Genomic DNA, 14,891 nt, shown 5'->3' on the forward strand with positions numbered 1-14,891 from the left:
AAGTACCTACACATCTTTGGCTTGACGCTGAAACTCAGTGGCTGAGCTGTTGTGGCGAGCGGGCTTGCCCCGCGTTGGGCTGCGAAGCAGCCCTAAATCAGCCTCTGCGGAGTATCTGATACACCGCATCCTGCTTACTGGGGCTGCTTCGCAGCCCAACGCGGGGCAAGCCCGCTCGCCACAGGGGGAGCGATGGTGGGGCTCAGTCCACGCAAATCGCCCGGCCCAGCTGGCCTTTCTCCACCGTCGCCGAGCAGCCGAAGTGGCTGTTATCCATCTGACATGTGCCTGCCACCGGGCCGTTGCCGGATTGGGTGGTGACGCTGGTCTGGCACTCGCCTTCACACTGGCTCGAATCGGTGCACGCCTTGCCCGCATCCCGGTACGGCGTGATGCACTTCCAGCTCTGCAACTTGCCCACTTGCTTCATGGTCCCGCCGCCTGCCAGGCACGTGGACGCGGCGGAGTCCTGGGCGGGCGGGTTGTGGGTGGAGCACGCCGATACCAGCAGCAGGGCGGCCAGGCCGATCATCAATTTCATGCAAAAGTCCTCGTGGAGTTAGCGCAGCGGTGCAGTGTACGGGCATATGGACTACTTTGATTGACGAGCGATCCCTATCCGGTAACGACCCATGCGCACATTATGGAAGCGATACATGGTCCTGTTGGAGCATGACCTGAGCACCCAGGTCTTTGACAACGTAAAAAACCTGCTGGTGTGTGCGCTGCTGTTTGCAGCCGGCACCAATGCGCTGCTGGGTGAGCGCGACCTGTTTATCGGTGTGTTTGCGTCCAGCGTGGCGGGGTGGGGGCTGATTGTGCTGTCGGCGCTATTGATGCTGCTGAACGTGAGCGACGGCATTCGCCGGCTGGCCAAGTTGCGTTATCACCTGGCGCTGCAGTTGTTGTTGATCCTGGTTTACGTGGTGGTGGCCGAGCGGGTGGTGGAGATTGTGTGGGGGTTCCGGGCCCTTTGAAGTATCCTGCGCGCCCTCGCTTTCCACTGATTCGAAGACAAATGACAGGACAAGACATGCAGGCGCTGCTCGAGTCGATCCTCGACGAAGTGCGCCCACTGATCGGCCTCGGCAAAGTCGCCGACTACATCCCAGCGCTGGCCGATGTACCCGCCAACCAGCTGGGCATCGCGGTATATGGCAACGACGGCTCGGCCTACCGCGCCGGCGACGCCGATACGTTGTTCTCGGTGCAAAGCATCTCCAAGGTGTTCAGCCTGGTGCAGGCCATCGACCATGGCGGCGAAACCATCTGGGAACGTTTGGGCCATGAGCCGTCCGGGCAGCCGTTCAACTCCCTGGTGCAACTGGAATTCGAACGCGGCCGCCCGCGCAATCCGTTCATCAACGCCGGTGCATTGGTGATCTGCGACATCAACCAATCACGCTTCGCCGTACCGATCCTGTCGATGCGCGACTTCGTACGGCGCCTGTCGGGCAACCCGCAGATCCTGGTCAACAGCGTGGTCGCCGACTCCGAAGCCCAACACGGCGCGCGTAACGCGGCCATGGCTTACCTGATGAAATCCTTCGGCAACTTCCACAACGATGTGGATGGGGTGCTGCACAGCTACTTCAACTACTGCGCCCTGCAGATGAGCTGCATGGACCTGGCCAAGGCCTTCAGCTTCCTCGCCAACGAAGGCACGAGCGCCCACAGCGGCGAGCAGATATTGACGGCGCGCCAGACCAAGCAAGTCAACTCGATCATGGCCACCAGCGGGCTGTATGACGAAGCGGGAAATTTTGCCTACCGCGTGGGCTTGCCGGGCAAGAGCGGGGTCGGCGGCGGGATTGTCGCGGTGGTACCGGGGCAATTTACGGTGTGCGTGTGGTCGCCGGAATTGAATGCGGCGGGGAACTCGCTGGCGGGGATGAAGGCGTTGGAGTTGTTGAGTGAGCGGATTGGGTGGTCGGTGTTTTGAGTGGATAACCGCGTTTAAGGTGATCTATGCTCATTGCTATTGATCAGCCCTCGTCCTTAGCAGGAGAGCAAAATGTCGCGTAAAAAAGTTAAGCCCCAACTCACCGAGGCACAGCTTCTCGCTCAAGAATCGCGCATTCCCTCCATCTGCGGGCAAAGCGTTCAGGGATGCTTACGAGGTTGCCCTTTTCAACGGCGAATCGGTGCTTGTGGTTCGTGCTGGCCAATTGGTTAAGGTTTCCCACTCGGAAACTTTGGTTATTCGGCCTGTGGAACCCTACGGCACCCTTAAGGCAGGCACGCGCTTGAAAACCAGAAAATCTTTGTTGGAGCTTGCAACATAGGTATCTACACAATTTTGGCTCGACGCTGAAACCGCAGTGAATGGGCTATTGTGGCGAGCGGGCTTGTCCCGCGTTGGGCTGCGAAGCAGCCCCAGTAAGCAGAATGCGGTGTATCAGATATTCCGCAGAGGCTGGTTTTAGGGCTGCTTCGCAGCCCAACGCGGGACAAGCCCGCTCGCCACAGGGAACTCGCCAGCCTCGATCGGATTCAAGTGGCTGGATGGGCTTCGTCCAAGGCCTTGTTCACTAGCAATTGCACGCCTTCGAGCATGCGACAGATGCCGAGTGCGACGTTACGTTGAGCGCCATCGACTTCGAAGGCCAGGTGAACGGCGATATCACTGATGGAGGCTAAATCCTGGGAGGCGTTGACCAGCAGGGTTTCCGTGCCCAGGTTGGGGCGTACGGTGAAGAGTTGTTCTGGGGGATTGGGGCTGTCTTTGATCATGGTGAGGCTCCTTTATAAATGGAGCTGCCACGCTTCGCGGTCAAACGAATCAGGGTGGCAGCCATACGCGGGTTGACCGACCGGCCAAAGGAGCAAAACCGGCATACCCGAAGGTATCCCGCGTACAGCTGCCGCGACACGATACATCAGACGTAAAAAAACGCCTAAGGTCGGTGTTGGCGCAGTTGCTCTTTTGAAATCGGACGGTCAAATCCGGCCGCTGAATTGGCAGCGACGGCAGGGAGGTTAGCCAGCGAAGTTCCGAGCGACAACCTGAAACGGTTGTGGGAAATATCTGATCGGTAGGCGTTTTTTACAGCACCACAGATCCCCTGTGGGAGCGGCGGTGCGACGATTCGACTTGCTCGCGAATGCAGAGTGTCAGTCAGCTCATACGGTACTGACCCACTGCATTCGCGAGCAAGCCCGCTCCCACATTTGGATCTGCAGTGTTCTGAAGACCTGAACACGGTCCAACAAAAAATGCGCCCCTGAGGGCGCATTCTTTTGTTCGGTCAGCTACGGCCTATCAGGCTTTCGCATCCCAGGCCCGATCACCGTGCTCGTCCTTGATCCGAGTCGGCAAGCCCATCACGTCCAGTGCCTTGAGGAACGGCTCAGCCGGCAGTTCCTCGACGTTGGCCATGTGCTTCACATCCCACTCGCCACGCGCCACCAGCAGCGCAGCGGCGACCGGCGGAACGCCGGCGGTGTAGGAGATGCCCTGGCTGTCGGTCTCGGCGAAGGCGTCTTCGTGATCCGCCACGTTGTAGATGAACATCTCGCGCGGCTGGCCAGCCTTGGTGCCCTTGACCAGGTCGCCGATGCAGGTCTTGCCGGTGTAGCCGGGAGCGAGCGACGATGGGTCGGGCAGGACGGCCTTGACCACTTTCAACGGCACCACTTCCAGGCCTTCGGCGGTGGTGACCGGCTGCTCGGAGAGCAGGCCGAGGTTTTTCAGCACGGTGAACACGTTGATGTAGTGTTCGCCGAAGCTCATCCAGAACCGCACGTTGGGCACGTCGAGGTTTTTCGACAGCGAGTGCACTTCATCGTGGCCGGTGAGGTAGAGGTTCTGCGAACCCACGACCGGCAGGTCGTCGGTGCGTTTGACTTCGAACATGGTGTTGCTGGTCCACTGGCTGTTCTGCCAGCTCCACACCTGTCCGGTGAATTCGCGGAAGTTGATTTCCGGGTCGAAATTGGTGGCGAAGTATTTGCCATGGGAGCCGGCATTGACGTCGAGAATGTCGATCGAATCAATGCGGTCGAAATGCTGTTGCTGCGCCAGCGCGGCATACGCGTTGACGACACCCGGGTCGAAGCCCACGCCAAGGATGGCGGTGATGTTCTTCTGTTTGCATTCTTCCAGGTGGTTCCACTCGTAGTTGCCGTACCACGGCGGGGTCTCGCAGACCTTGCCCGGCTCTTCGTGGATGGCGGTGTCGAGGTAGGCCACGCCGGTGTCGATGCAGGCGCGCAATACCGACATGTTGAGGAACGCGGAGCCCACGTTGATGACGATCTGCGAGTCGGTCTCGCGGATCAGGGCCTTGGTCGCTTCCACGTCCAGGGCGTTCAGCGCGAAGGCCTGGATGTCGGCGGGCACCTTGAGGCTACCCTTGGCCTTGACGCTGTCGATGATGGCCTGGCATTTGGAGATGTTGCGCGACGCGATAGCAATACGACCGAGTTCGTCGTTGTGCTGCGCGCACTTGTGGGCCACCACCTTGGCGACACCTCCTGCACCAATGATAAGAACGTTCTTTTTCAATTGCTTTATTTCTCCTATATCCGCCAGCTTACGAAAGGCTGGACAGGTAGTCGTCGTAACCAAATTCACGAACCACTTCGACTGTACCGTCGAGTTGTTTCACTACGATGGACGGCATTTTCAGGCCGTTGAACCAGTTTTTCTTGACCATGGTGTAGCCTGCGGTGTCGATGAACGACAGCCGATCGCCGATGGCCAGCGGACGATCAAATTGATACTCGCCGAAAATGTCGCCGGCCAGGCAGGATTTGCCGCACACCATGACGGTGTGTTCACCCTCGCTCGGCGCCAGCTTGGCGTTGAGGCGGTAGATCAGCAGGTCCAGCAGGTGGGCTTCGATGGAGCTGTCAACCACGGCAAGGTTTTTGCCGTTGTAGAGGGTGTCGAGCACGGTGACTTCCAGCGAAGCGCTGTTGGTGATCGCCGCTTCCCCCGGTTCCAGGTACACCTGCACGCCGTACTTCTCGGAGAACGCCTTCAAGCGCGCGCAGAACGCGTCCAGCGCATAGCCTTCGCCGGTGAAATGGATGCCGCCGCCGAGGCTGACCCACTTGACCTTGTGCAGCAGCGCGCCGAAGCGTTCTTCGATGGTGCCGAGCATCTTGTCGAACAGGCTGAAGTCGCCGTTCTCGCAGTTGTTGTGGAACATGAAGCCGGAGATCTGCTCGATCACGCCTTCGATCTTCACCGGGTCCCATTCGCCCAGGCGGCTGAACGGGCGCGCCGGGTCGGCCAGCAGGTAGTCGGAGCTGCTCACCTGCGGGTTGACGCGCAGGCCGCGGGTCTTGCCCTCGCTGCGTTCGGCAAAGCGCTGCAATTGGCTGATGGAGTTGAAAATGATCTTGTCGCAGTTCTCCAGCATCTCTTCGATTTCATCGTCGGCCCAGGCCACGCTGTAGGCGTGCGCTTCGCCTTCGAACTTCTGGCGGCCGAGCTTCAACTCATACAGCGACGAGGAGGTGGTGCCGTCCATGTATTGCTGCATCAGGTCGAACACCGACCAGGTGGCAAAGCACTTGAGCGCCAGCAACGCCTTGGCGCCGGACTGCTCGCGCACGTAAGCAATCTTCTGCATGTTGACCAGAAGCTTCTGTTTATCGATGAGGTAGTACGGCGTTTTGATCATTTTTGAGAGCCTGGGGCGGTGCCTGCCAAAAAAGGACACGCATTGTGCCCGCACTTGGATCAGATCGAAAGGTTAGTGGGCGGATTTTGCGCGCCGGGTTTTCAAGCATAGCGATGGAGTATGACTATCTAAAGGTACACACCGGGCCACTGTGGGAGCTGGCTTGCCTGCGATAACCATAGGTATCTACACATTTTTGTAGTGAGCGGGCTTGTCCCGCGCTGGGCTGCGAAGCGGCCCCGATAAGGACACGGCAGTGTTCCAGATGAAACCAGATCGTCTGGTTTGGGGCGGCTTCGCCACCCAGCGCGGGACAAGCCCGCTCACTACAGGGAGATTTGTCAGCCTTTGAACGTTGTGTAGATACCTATGGTCATCGCAGGCAAGCCACCTCCACAGGTTGATCGGTGTACATCCGCTTCGCTGACATCAAACTGTCATCTCCCCACCACCGTCCTGCCACATTCCCCCGCTACTGTCCTCGCCAATGAGATCGATCTCAAGCGAGTGACGATGACTGACCTGAAAGACGTAGCACGCCTGGCTGGCGTATCCCGCGCCACCGCCGCCCGCACCTTTGCTTCCCCGGAACAGGTGCGCCCGGTCACCCGTGAACAAGTGTTCGCCGCCGCCCGTGAGTTGGGCTTTCGGCCGAACCTGCTGGGCCGCCAGTTGCGCCTGCAAACCACCCAACTGATTGGTGTAGTGGTGCCCAACCTGCTCAACCCGGTGTTCGCCGAGCAGTTCCAGGCCATGGAACGCGCCGCGCGGTCACGCGGCTACAGCCTGGTGCTGGCCACCACCGATTACAGCAGCGAGCGTGAAAGCACGGTGGTCGAAGAACTGCTGCGCCAGCGCGTCGACGGTCTGGTGCTGACGGTGACCGATGCCGAAAGCAACGCGGTGCTCAGCAGCCTCAACACCGAAAAGACGCCCTTCGTGCTGGCCTACCATCAGCCGAGCAACCCCAACTACAGCGCCGTGTCGGTCGACAACCGCGCAGGCATGGCCCTGGCCACGCGTTACCTGCTGGAAGCCGGGCACCGACGGATCAGCATGGTCGCCGGCCCCGCGTTGCAATCGGACCGTGCCCGCCTGCGCTACGCCGGCTACTGCGATGCCATGAAGGAATACGGCCTCAAGAGCCGCCCCGTGATCGAAATGCCGGCCCACACCCAGGCTGAATTCACGGCCATCGCGCCGTTTCTGCAGAGCCCCGAGGCGCCCACCGCGCTGGTGTGTTCCAACGACTTCCTGGCGATCAGCCTGATCGCCGAACTGCGCCGCAACGCCTGGAACGTACCCGGGCAACTGTCAGTGATGGGCTTCGATGGCATCAGCCTCGGTACCCAGATGCACCCGACCCTGTGCAGCGTGGTGCAGCCCATCGCGCTGCTGGCCGGCACCGTGATCGACCAACTGCTGGCGCAAATCGCCGGCAACGCCCCGACGTCCCATTGCCTGCCTTGCCATATCCGGCCAGGCGAAAGTACCCAGCCCCATGAGGAGATCCTTGATGCGCGCATTCAGTAAAACCCTGGCCGCCGTGCTGCTGTGCGGTGCCGCGAGCCTGGCCCAGGCCGCCGACACCGCGATTTGCTACAACTGCCCGCCGGACTGGGCCGACTGGGGCACCCAGCTCAAGGCCATCGCCGCAGGCACCGGCGTGCAAGTGCCGCTGGACAATAAGAACTCCGGCCAGTCCCTGGCGCAGTTGGTGGCGGAAAAAGCCGCCCCCGTGGCCGACGTCGTTTATTACGGCGTGACCTTCGGCCTGCAGGCGCAAAAAGCCGACGTGGTCGACACCTACAAGCCCAAGGCCTGGGACCAGATCCCCACCGGCTTGAAAGACCCCGACGGCCATTGGTTCGCGATCCACTCCGGCACCTTGGGCATCATGGTCAACGTCGACGCGCTCGGTGGTTTGCCGGTGCCGCAAAGCTGGGCCGACCTGCTCAAGCCTGAGTACAAAGGCATGGTCGGGTACCTCGACCCCTCCAGCGCCTTCGTCGGCTACGTCTCGGCAGTGGCGATCAACCGCGCCATGGGCGGTGACCTGGACAACTTCGCCCCGGCCATCGACTACTTCCAGAAACTGGCGAAAAACAGCCCCATCGTGCCCAAGCAGACCGCCTACGCACGGGTACTGTCCGGTGAATTGCCGATCCTGGTGGACTACGACTTCAACGCCTACCGCGCCCGCTACAAAGACCAGGCCAATGTCGCTTTCGTGATCCCCCAGGAAGGCAGCATCAGCGTGCCCTACGTCATGAGCCTGGTCGCCAATGCGCCGCACCGCGCCAACGCGGAAAAAGTCCTCGACTTCGTGCTCTCGGATGAGGGCCAGGCACTCTGGGCCAAGGCCTATCTGCGCCCGGTGCGGCCGATGAAAATGCCGGCGGACGTGGCCGCGCAGTTCCTGCCCGACAGCGACTACGCCCGCGCCGGTGTGGTGGACTACCAAAAAATGGCCGCTGTGCAGGAAGCCTTCGCCGCCCGTTACCTGAACGAGGTCAAGTAAGTGGCAACATCGGCAAGACACGCCGCCTGGGCGCTGGCCCCGGCCTTTGCAGTGCTGCTCGCATTCTGGCTGTTGCCGCTGGCGCACCTGATGCTGCTTGGTGCCGAGAGCCGCGACAGCGCCGGCAGCGGTTACTGGCAGGTGCTCAGCAGCGCGCAGTACCTGGGCAGCCTGGGGCAAACCCTGATCCTGGCGGTGGTGGTGACGCTGGTCGCGTTGGTGATCGGCGGCATCAGCGGCGTGTTCCTCGCCCGTCAACAGTTCTTCGGGCGCTCGGCGCTGGTGGCATTGCTCACGTTTCCGCTGGCCTTTCCCGGTGTGGTGGTGGGGTTCCTGGTGATCCTGCTCGCGGGGCGCCAGGGCTTGTTTGCCGCGCTGGGCCTGCAGTTGGCCGGTGAGCGCTGGATCTTTGCCTACTCGTTGGCGGGGCTGTTCGTGGGTTACCTGTACTTCTCGATTCCCCGGGTGATCCTCACGGTGATGGCGGCCTGCGAAAGCCTCGACCGCAGCCTGGAGGAGGCCGCGCATTCACTGGGGGCAGGGCACTGGCGTGTGGTCTGCGATGTGATCGTGCCGGGCCTGGCGCCGGCGCTGGCATCGTGCGGGGCGATCTGCTTCGCCACGTCCATGGGCGCCTTTGGCACGGCGTTTACCCTGGGGACGCGGCTCAACGTCACGCCGGTGGCGATCTATAACGTATTCACCAATTACGCCAACTTTGCCGTCGCCGCTGCGCTGTCGGTGGTGCTTGGCGCGGTGACCTGGGCGGTGCTGCTGCTCACGCGGCGTCTGGTGAAAAATTCGGGGACTGTGCTGTGAAGCGCTCATCGCTGTTTGTGCCGCAACTCTTGTTTACCCTGCTGGTGTGCGCCTTCATGTTGGTGCCGGTGCTGCTGTCGCTGCTGGCCGGGCTGACGCGCAACTTTTTTGTCGGCGTTTCCAGCGGCTTGACCTTCGACTGGTTGATCCAGGTGTGGCAGGCCTACTCGCCCACCGTGTGGTTGTCGCTGCAACTGGCCCTGGCTTGTGCGGTGTGCGTCTGCGTGATCGGCGTGCCGGCGGCCTATGCCCTGGTGCGCATGAACAACCGCTTCAGCCGCGCCTTCGAGGAATTGATGGTGCTGCCGGTGGCTATGCCAGGGTTGGCCAGTGCGTTGGCGTTGCTGCTGACGTACGGCCAGTTCGGCGGCTTCCGTAGCAGTTGGTTGTTCATCCTGGTCGGCCATGTGCTGTTCACCTTGCCGTTCCTGGTGCGCCCGGTGATGGCGGTGATGCAGCGCCAGCAACTGCCGGTGCTGGAGGAGGCGGCGGCGAGCCTGGGCGCGGGTCCCGTCAAACGCTTTTTCAGCGTGGTGGTGCCCAACTGCCGCGCGGGCATCCTGGCCGGCGTGTTGATGGTGGTCACCCTGAGCCTGGGTGAATTCAACCTGACCTGGATGCTTCACACGCCGATGACCAAGACCCTGCCGGTGGGCCTGGCCGACAGCTACGCCTCGGCGCGCCTGGAAATCGCCAGCGCCTACACCCTGATCTTTTTGCTGATGATCGTGCCGCTGCTGATCGCGCTGCAGGCCATCAGTGCCCGTTTGTCCCGTGGAGAGCGTCGATGACCGCTATTACTATCCGCCTGCAAGGCTGCCGCAAGGCGTTCGCCGACGGCACCGTGGCCGTGCATGACTTGGATTTGACCGTCGAAGGCGGCGAAACCCTGGCGATCCTCGGCCCCTCCGGCTGCGGTAAAACCACCACCTTGCGCCTGATCGCCGGCCTGGAATGCCCGGATCTGGGCCAGGTGTTTTTCGGTGATCAGGATGTGACTCGCCTGCCCATCGAGCGCCGCGATGTGGGCATGGTGTTCCAGAATTACGCGCTGTTCCCCAACCTGGATGTGGCCGGCAACATTGTCTATGGCTTGAAGGTTCGCGGCATGGCGCCGCGTGAACGCAACAAGCGTTGCCAAGAGCTGCTTGAATTGGTGGGGTTGCAGCAGCACGGCAAGCGCAGCATCCATGAACTCTCCGGCGGCCAGCGCCAGCGCGTCGCTTTGGCCCGCGCCCTGGCGCCACGCCCGAAAGTGCTGCTGTTGGACGAACCCCTGGCGGCCCTTGACGCGCAACTGCGCGAACGCCTGCGCGGTGAGCTGAGCGAACTGTTGCGCGGCCTGGGCATCACCTCGGTGTTTGTCACCCACGACCAGGGCGAAGCCATGGCTCTGGGCGACCGCATCCTGGTGATGGAGCACGGGCGAATCGCGCAACTGGCCAGCCCTCGGGACATCTACCAAAAACCGGCCAACGCCTTCGTCGCAGGCTTTGTCGGCAACCTCAACGCCTTCGCGGTGAGCGGCTCGTCGCCCAAGGGCTTGAAAGTCTGCGGCGGCGAACTGCCGTGGCAGGGCTCCGACCAGCCCGACACCCTGTATTGCCGCCCCGAACATCTGCGCGTGATGGAGAGCGAAGGGCACTTGCACGGGCGTCTGCTGGCGCAGTTCTTCCAGGGCGCGCAAAGCCGTTTGCTGGTGGACGTAGGCGGCCCGCAACCCTTGCTGGTCGACAGCAGCGACAACCAGTTGTACGCCGTCGGCGCGCCGATCGCCCTGGCGATTGCGCCGCACATGTTGTTCACCCTGAATGCGTGAGAATCCACTGTGAATCGTCCATTCCTCGTCGCCCAGATCAGCGACCTGCACCTCAAAGCCGGCCAGCGCCTCACCTATGGCGTGGTGGACACCCTGGGCGCGCTGCGCCGCGCCGTCGACCATCTGAACGCCAGCCACCCACGGCCCGACATCGTAGTAATCAGCGGCGACCTCGTGGACTTCGGCCGTGCCGATGAATACGCCGTGCTGCACCCTGAACTCGCGCGCCTGCACATGCCATGCTACCTGGTGCCCGGCAACCACGACACGCGTGGGCCGTTGCTGGATGCGTTCCGCGATCACGCCTACCTGCCATTGTCGGCAGAGGGCCCGTTGGACTGGGTGGTAGACACCCATCCGCTGCGCCTGATCGGCCTCGACTCCACGATCCCCGGCGGCCACGGCGGCCAGTTGCAGGGCAGCCAATTGCAGTGGCTCGATGAGCAACTGGCGATGCGCCCGCAGGCGCCGACCTTGTTGATCCTGCATCACCCGCCGTTCATCAGCGGCATCGGCCATATGGACCGCGAACCCTTCATCAACGCCGCCGGCCTGGAGCGGGTGGTGGCACGCCATCCGCAAGTGGAGCGCCTGTTGTGCGGGCATCTTCACCGGCCGATGCAGCGCCGTTTCGGCGGCAGCCTCAGTTGTGTCTGCCCCGGCACGTCCCACCAGATCGTGCTGGATTTGCAAGACGCGGCGCCCGCGCATTTCAACCTGGAGCCGGCGGGCTATTTGTTGCATCGCTGGCAAGCGCAACAAGGTTTGATCAGCCACAACGGCGTGTTCGGGGAGTACCCGGGGCCGTATCCGTTCTATGACGCTCAGGGATTGATAGATTGAGTGAGGCTGCGATGGCGGTGGCGCTGCTGGAAGAGAAGTTATCTGGAGCACCGCCTTGCATGCGTTGCAGTCTTATCAACGACCTGATGAAAGCCACAACGAAGGTAAAACGCTGCGGCCTCGGGTCTATCGGTCGACAGGCGCACCAAGTGAAAATGCGGGGCGGCTTCGTCCAGCAACTGTTGCACGAGGGCTTTTCCTGCAGTGCGTCCACGTGACGCGGGCGCGACGTAGACACGGCGCAGTCGTCCGATGCCAGGGCCTGTGTAGGGATCACAGGAAAGACCGCCGATTGCCACCAACTGCGCTTCATAAAACACGCCAAGAAGACATTCACCCGGTTGATCAAATCGATTGGAGCGCTCTTCCCATTCCTTGATCAGTCGTGTGACGAACCTGAACCCTTCGGCGACGGCCTGCGCTTCCAATTTGCAGATCTGTTCCGGCAGGTCGCTCAGTTTATGTATCGAGAAGTCTGCGCAAGTTGTTGCATCCATTTTTTGACATCTCCCATCGGTGCCTGCTGCCCCGATACTTGTAGTGAGCGGGCTTGCCCCGCGCTGGGTGGCGAAGCCGCCCCAATAAAGACACCGCAGTGCTCCAGATAGAATCAGGTCGCGTGGTTTGGGGCCGCTCCGCAGCCCAGCGCGGGACAAGCCCGCTCACTACAACATTCAACATGAATGGATCTTGTGATCATCTGGAGTAGAATGAGTTTGTCTCATCATGTGCGTCTGCCGACAATGCCTGCCATTCATATCAACATTGGAGTTGTAAGTCATGGCAGTCGCTCATTCCCTCGGATTCCCGCGCATTGGACGCGATCGTGAACTGAAAAAAGCGCAGGAAGCGTTCTGGAAGGGTGAGCTTGACGAAGCCGGCCTGCGCGCCGTTGGCCGTGAATTGCGCAAGACCCATTGGGACCTGCAGAAACAGGCTGGCATCGAGCTGCTGCCGGCCGGTGATTTCGCCTGGTACGACCAGGTGCTGACTCACTCGCTGATGTTCGGCGTGATCCCGGAGCGTTTCCGCCCGGCCGATGGCAAGGCCACCCTGCACACGTTGTTCGGCATGGCCCGTGGCGTCAGCGACAGCTGCTGCGGCGGTGCCCATGCCCAGGAAATGACCAAGTGGTTCGACACTAACTACCACTACCTGGTCCCTGAATTTCGCGCCGACCAGCACTTCCACCTGGGTTGGGATCAGTTGTTCGAAGAAGTGCAGGAAGCCCGTGACCTGGGCCACGCGGTCAAGCCCGTGGTGATCGGCCCGCTGACTTACCTGTGGCTGGGCAAGGCCAAGGGCGGCGACTTCGACAAGCTCGACCTGCTTGACCGCTTGTTGCCGCTGTACGGCCAGATCTTCCAGCGCCTGGCGGAACTGGGCGTGGAGTGGGTGCAGATCGACGAGCCGATCCTGGTGCTGGACCTGCCCCAGGACTGGAAAAACGCCTTTGAGCGCGCCTATAACCAGATCCAGCGCGACCCGCTTAAAAAGCTGCTGGCTACCTATTTCGGCGGCCTGGAAGAGAACCTGGGCCTGGCCGCCAACCTGCCGGTGGATGGCCTGCACATTGACCTGGTGCGTGCGCCGGACCAGTACCCGACCATCCTTGACCGCCTGCCTGCCTATAAGGTGCTGTCCCTGGGCGTGGTCAACGGCCGTAACGTGTGGCGTTGCGACCTGGAAAACGCCCTGGCGACCTTGCAGCACGCCCATGAGAAATTGGGCGACCGCCTGTGGGTGGCGCCATCCTGTTCCTTGCTGCACAGCCCGGTGGACCTGGGCCGTGAAGACGCGCTGGATGCCGAGCTCAAAGGCTGGCTGGCGTTTGCCGTACAAAAGTGCGCTGAAGTCGCCGTGCTGGCGCAAGCGGTGAACGCGCCGCAAGCGCCAAACGTACTCGCCGCCCTGGCGCAAAGCCGCGCCGTGCAAGCGGCCCGTGCCGCTTCGCCGCGCATCCACAAACCTGCGGTGCAGGCCCGTGTCGCGTCCATCACCGCCAAGGACAGCCGGCGCCAGTCGCCGTTTGCCCAACGCATCGCAAAGCAACGTGCCGGCCTCAACCTGCCGTTGTTTCCGACTACTACCATCGGTTCGTTCCCGCAGACCGCCGCGATCCGCCTGGCGCGCCAGTCCTACAAAGCCGGCCGGTTGAGCGAAGCCGAATACGTCGAAGCCATGCACAGCGAGATCAAGCATGCCGTTGAGGTGCAGGAAAACCTCGGCCTGGATGTGCTGGTGCACGGCGAAGCCGAACGCAATGATATGGTCGAATACTTTGCCGAGCAGTTGGACGGTTATGTGTTCACCCGTTTCGGTTGGGTGCAGAGCTACGGTTCGCGTTGCGTGAAACCGGCGGTGATCTTCGGCGACCTGAGCCGCCCCAAAGCCATGACGGTGGAGTGGATCCGCTACGCCCAGGGCCTCACCGATAAAGTCATGAAAGGCATGCTGACCGGCCCCGTGACGATGCTGATGTGGTCGTTCCCCCGCGAAGACGTGAGTCATGAGACGCAGGCCCGTCAGTTGGCCCTGGCGATCCGTGACGAAGTGGTGGACCTGGAAGCCGGCGGCATCAAGATCGTGCAGATCGACGAAGCTGCCTTCCGCGAAGGCTTGCCGTTGCGCCAGGCGCAGTGGCAGCATTATTTGGATTGGGCCACCGACGTGTTTCGGCTGTGCGCCTCGGGCGTGCGGGATGAAACCCAGATCCACACCCACATGTGCTACAGCGAATTCAACGATGTGATCGAGAGCATTGCCGCGATGGATGCCGACGTGATCACCATCGAGACTTCACGTTCGGACATGGAGTTGCTTGAGGCGTTTGAAGCCTTCGCTTACCCGAATGACATTGGGCCGGGGGTCTACGATATTCACTCGCCGCGTGTGCCGCAGGCCTCGGAAATGGCCAACCTGCTGCGCAAGGCGGCCAAGCGGATACCGGCCGAGCGGTTGTGGGTGAACCCCGATTGCGGGTTGAAGACACGGGGTTGGCCGGAGACGGAAGCGGCGTTGGTTCATATGGTGACGGCAGCGCGGCAATTGCGGGCCGAACTGGCCTGACGCAATCTAAATGTAGGAACGGGTTCCTGTGGGAGCTGGCTTGCCTGCGATAGCGGCCTGTCAGCCAATACATGTGGAGCTGACCCACTGCAATCGCAGCATAGACATCTACACAACTTTCAAAGGTTGAAAAATCTCTCTGTAGTGAGCGGGCTTGCCCCGCGCTGGGCTGCGAAGCGGCCCCAAA

General features: G+C 61.6%; 14 protein-coding genes. 9 read left to right on the top strand and 5 right to left on the bottom strand.

The window, feature by feature from the left end; all coding sequences use genetic code 11:
- Positions 1–202 precede the first annotated feature (202 nt).
- Positions 203–541, bottom strand: a complete 339-nt coding sequence (locus H0Z09_RS09540; RefSeq protein WP_186689944.1) for a hypothetical protein — start codon at positions 539–541, stop codon at positions 203–205.
- Positions 542–632: 91 nt separating this feature from the next.
- On the opposite strand from H0Z09_RS09540, the gene H0Z09_RS09545 reads away from it, so the two are divergent.
- Entirely contained in the window at positions 633–977 is a 345-nt protein-coding gene (locus H0Z09_RS09545) for a hypothetical protein (protein ID WP_186689946.1), read from the top strand.
- A gap of 56 nt (positions 978–1,033) precedes the next feature.
- Positions 1,034–1,942 carry a glutaminase B gene (glsB, locus tag H0Z09_RS09550; RefSeq protein ID WP_076950701.1) on the top strand — a complete coding sequence of 303 codons (909 nt, stop codon included), beginning with the start codon at positions 1,034–1,036 and terminating at the stop codon, positions 1,940–1,942.
- Positions 1,943–2,493: 551 nt separating this feature from the next.
- Here glsB and H0Z09_RS09555 read toward each other — a convergent pair.
- The 3 genes from H0Z09_RS09555 to H0Z09_RS09565 all read right to left on the bottom strand — a co-directional run bounded on the left by H0Z09_RS09555 (position 2,494) and on the right by H0Z09_RS09565 (position 5,633).
- Positions 2,494–2,733, bottom strand: a complete 240-nt coding sequence (locus tag H0Z09_RS09555) for a DUF6124 family protein (protein WP_186689948.1) — start codon at positions 2,731–2,733, stop codon at positions 2,494–2,496.
- 529 nt (positions 2,734–3,262) lie between these two features.
- Positions 3,263–4,507, bottom strand: a complete 1,245-nt coding sequence (locus H0Z09_RS09560) for a saccharopine dehydrogenase family protein (RefSeq protein WP_186689949.1) — start codon at positions 4,505–4,507, stop codon at positions 3,263–3,265.
- A gap of 28 nt (positions 4,508–4,535) precedes the next feature.
- Positions 4,536–5,633: a carboxynorspermidine decarboxylase gene (locus tag H0Z09_RS09565; protein WP_186689951.1), complete on the bottom strand. Its 1,098-nt coding sequence runs from the start codon at positions 5,631–5,633 to the stop codon at positions 4,536–4,538.
- 513 nt (positions 5,634–6,146) lie between these two features.
- Between H0Z09_RS09565 and H0Z09_RS09570 the strand changes: the two genes are divergently transcribed.
- From H0Z09_RS09570 to H0Z09_RS09595, 6 genes are read left to right on the top strand one after another with little or no spacing between them, the layout of a single operon-like run.
- Entirely contained in the window at positions 6,147–7,166 is a 1,020-nt protein-coding gene (locus H0Z09_RS09570) for a LacI family DNA-binding transcriptional regulator (RefSeq protein ID WP_186689953.1), read from the top strand.
- Positions 7,150–8,154, top strand: coding sequence for an ABC transporter substrate-binding protein (locus H0Z09_RS09575; protein WP_186689955.1), 1,005 nt, complete (start codon positions 7,150–7,152; stop codon positions 8,152–8,154). Before H0Z09_RS09570 ends, H0Z09_RS09575 begins: the two co-directional genes overlap by 17 nt.
- Positions 8,155–8,973: an ABC transporter permease subunit gene (locus H0Z09_RS09580; RefSeq protein WP_186689957.1), complete on the top strand. Its 819-nt coding sequence runs from the start codon at positions 8,155–8,157 to the stop codon at positions 8,971–8,973.
- A complete protein-coding gene (locus tag H0Z09_RS09585) occupies positions 8,970–9,764 on the top strand; it encodes an ABC transporter permease subunit (protein WP_186689959.1) in 795 nt (264 codons plus the stop codon). The genes H0Z09_RS09580 and H0Z09_RS09585 overlap by 4 nt, the downstream gene beginning before the upstream one ends.
- Positions 9,761–10,792, top strand: coding sequence for an ABC transporter ATP-binding protein (locus H0Z09_RS09590; protein ID WP_186689961.1), 1,032 nt, complete (start codon positions 9,761–9,763; stop codon positions 10,790–10,792). Before H0Z09_RS09585 ends, H0Z09_RS09590 begins: the two co-directional genes overlap by 4 nt.
- 9 nt (positions 10,793–10,801) lie before the next feature.
- On the top strand, positions 10,802–11,635 hold the full coding sequence (locus tag H0Z09_RS09595; RefSeq protein ID WP_186689963.1) for a metallophosphoesterase: 834 nt from the start codon (positions 10,802–10,804) through the stop codon (positions 11,633–11,635).
- A 38-nt stretch (positions 11,636–11,673) separates the two neighbouring features.
- Here the strand turns inward: H0Z09_RS09595 and H0Z09_RS09600 are convergent, their stop codons facing one another.
- Positions 11,674–12,132 (bottom strand): GNAT family N-acetyltransferase, encoded by a 459-nt coding sequence (locus H0Z09_RS09600; RefSeq protein WP_186689965.1) that lies wholly within the window; start codon positions 12,130–12,132, stop codon positions 11,674–11,676.
- Positions 12,133–12,415: 283 nt separating this feature from the next.
- Between H0Z09_RS09600 and metE the strand changes: the two genes are divergently transcribed.
- Positions 12,416–14,704: a 5-methyltetrahydropteroyltriglutamate--homocysteine S-methyltransferase gene (gene metE, locus H0Z09_RS09605; protein WP_186689967.1), complete on the top strand. Its 2,289-nt coding sequence runs from the start codon at positions 12,416–12,418 to the stop codon at positions 14,702–14,704.
- Positions 14,705–14,891 lie beyond the last annotated feature (187 nt).

Source organism: Pseudomonas sp. SWRI18 (genome assembly GCF_014268345.1).
Lineage (GTDB): Bacteria > Pseudomonadota > Gammaproteobacteria > Pseudomonadales > Pseudomonadaceae > Aquipseudomonas > Aquipseudomonas cedrina.

Bases quoted from the DNA above. Each gene is read 5' to 3' on its own strand.
- H0Z09_RS09555 (WP_186689948.1), bottom strand. From the start codon at position 2,733: ATGATCAAAGACAGCCCCAATCCCCCAGAACAACTCTTCACCGTACGC.
- H0Z09_RS09575 (WP_186689955.1), top strand. From the start codon at position 7,150: ATGCGCGCATTCAGTAAAACCCTGGCCGCCGTGCTGCTGTGCGGTGCC.
- metE (WP_186689967.1), top strand. From the start codon at position 12,416: ATGGCAGTCGCTCATTCCCTCGGATTCCCGCGCATTGGACGCGATCGT.
- H0Z09_RS09540 (WP_186689944.1), bottom strand. From the start codon at position 541: ATGAAATTGATGATCGGCCTGGCCGCCCTGCTGCTGGTATCGGCGTGC.
- H0Z09_RS09570 (WP_186689953.1), top strand. From the start codon at position 6,147: ATGACTGACCTGAAAGACGTAGCACGCCTGGCTGGCGTATCCCGCGCC.
- H0Z09_RS09545 (WP_186689946.1), top strand. From the start codon at position 633: ATGCGCACATTATGGAAGCGATACATGGTCCTGTTGGAGCATGACCTG.
- H0Z09_RS09600 (WP_186689965.1), bottom strand. From the start codon at position 12,132: ATGGATGCAACAACTTGCGCAGACTTCTCGATACATAAACTGAGCGAC.
- H0Z09_RS09565 (WP_186689951.1), bottom strand. From the start codon at position 5,633: ATGATCAAAACGCCGTACTACCTCATCGATAAACAGAAGCTTCTGGTC.
- H0Z09_RS09590 (WP_186689961.1), top strand. From the start codon at position 9,761: ATGACCGCTATTACTATCCGCCTGCAAGGCTGCCGCAAGGCGTTCGCC.
- glsB (WP_076950701.1), top strand. From the start codon at position 1,034: ATGCAGGCGCTGCTCGAGTCGATCCTCGACGAAGTGCGCCCACTGATC.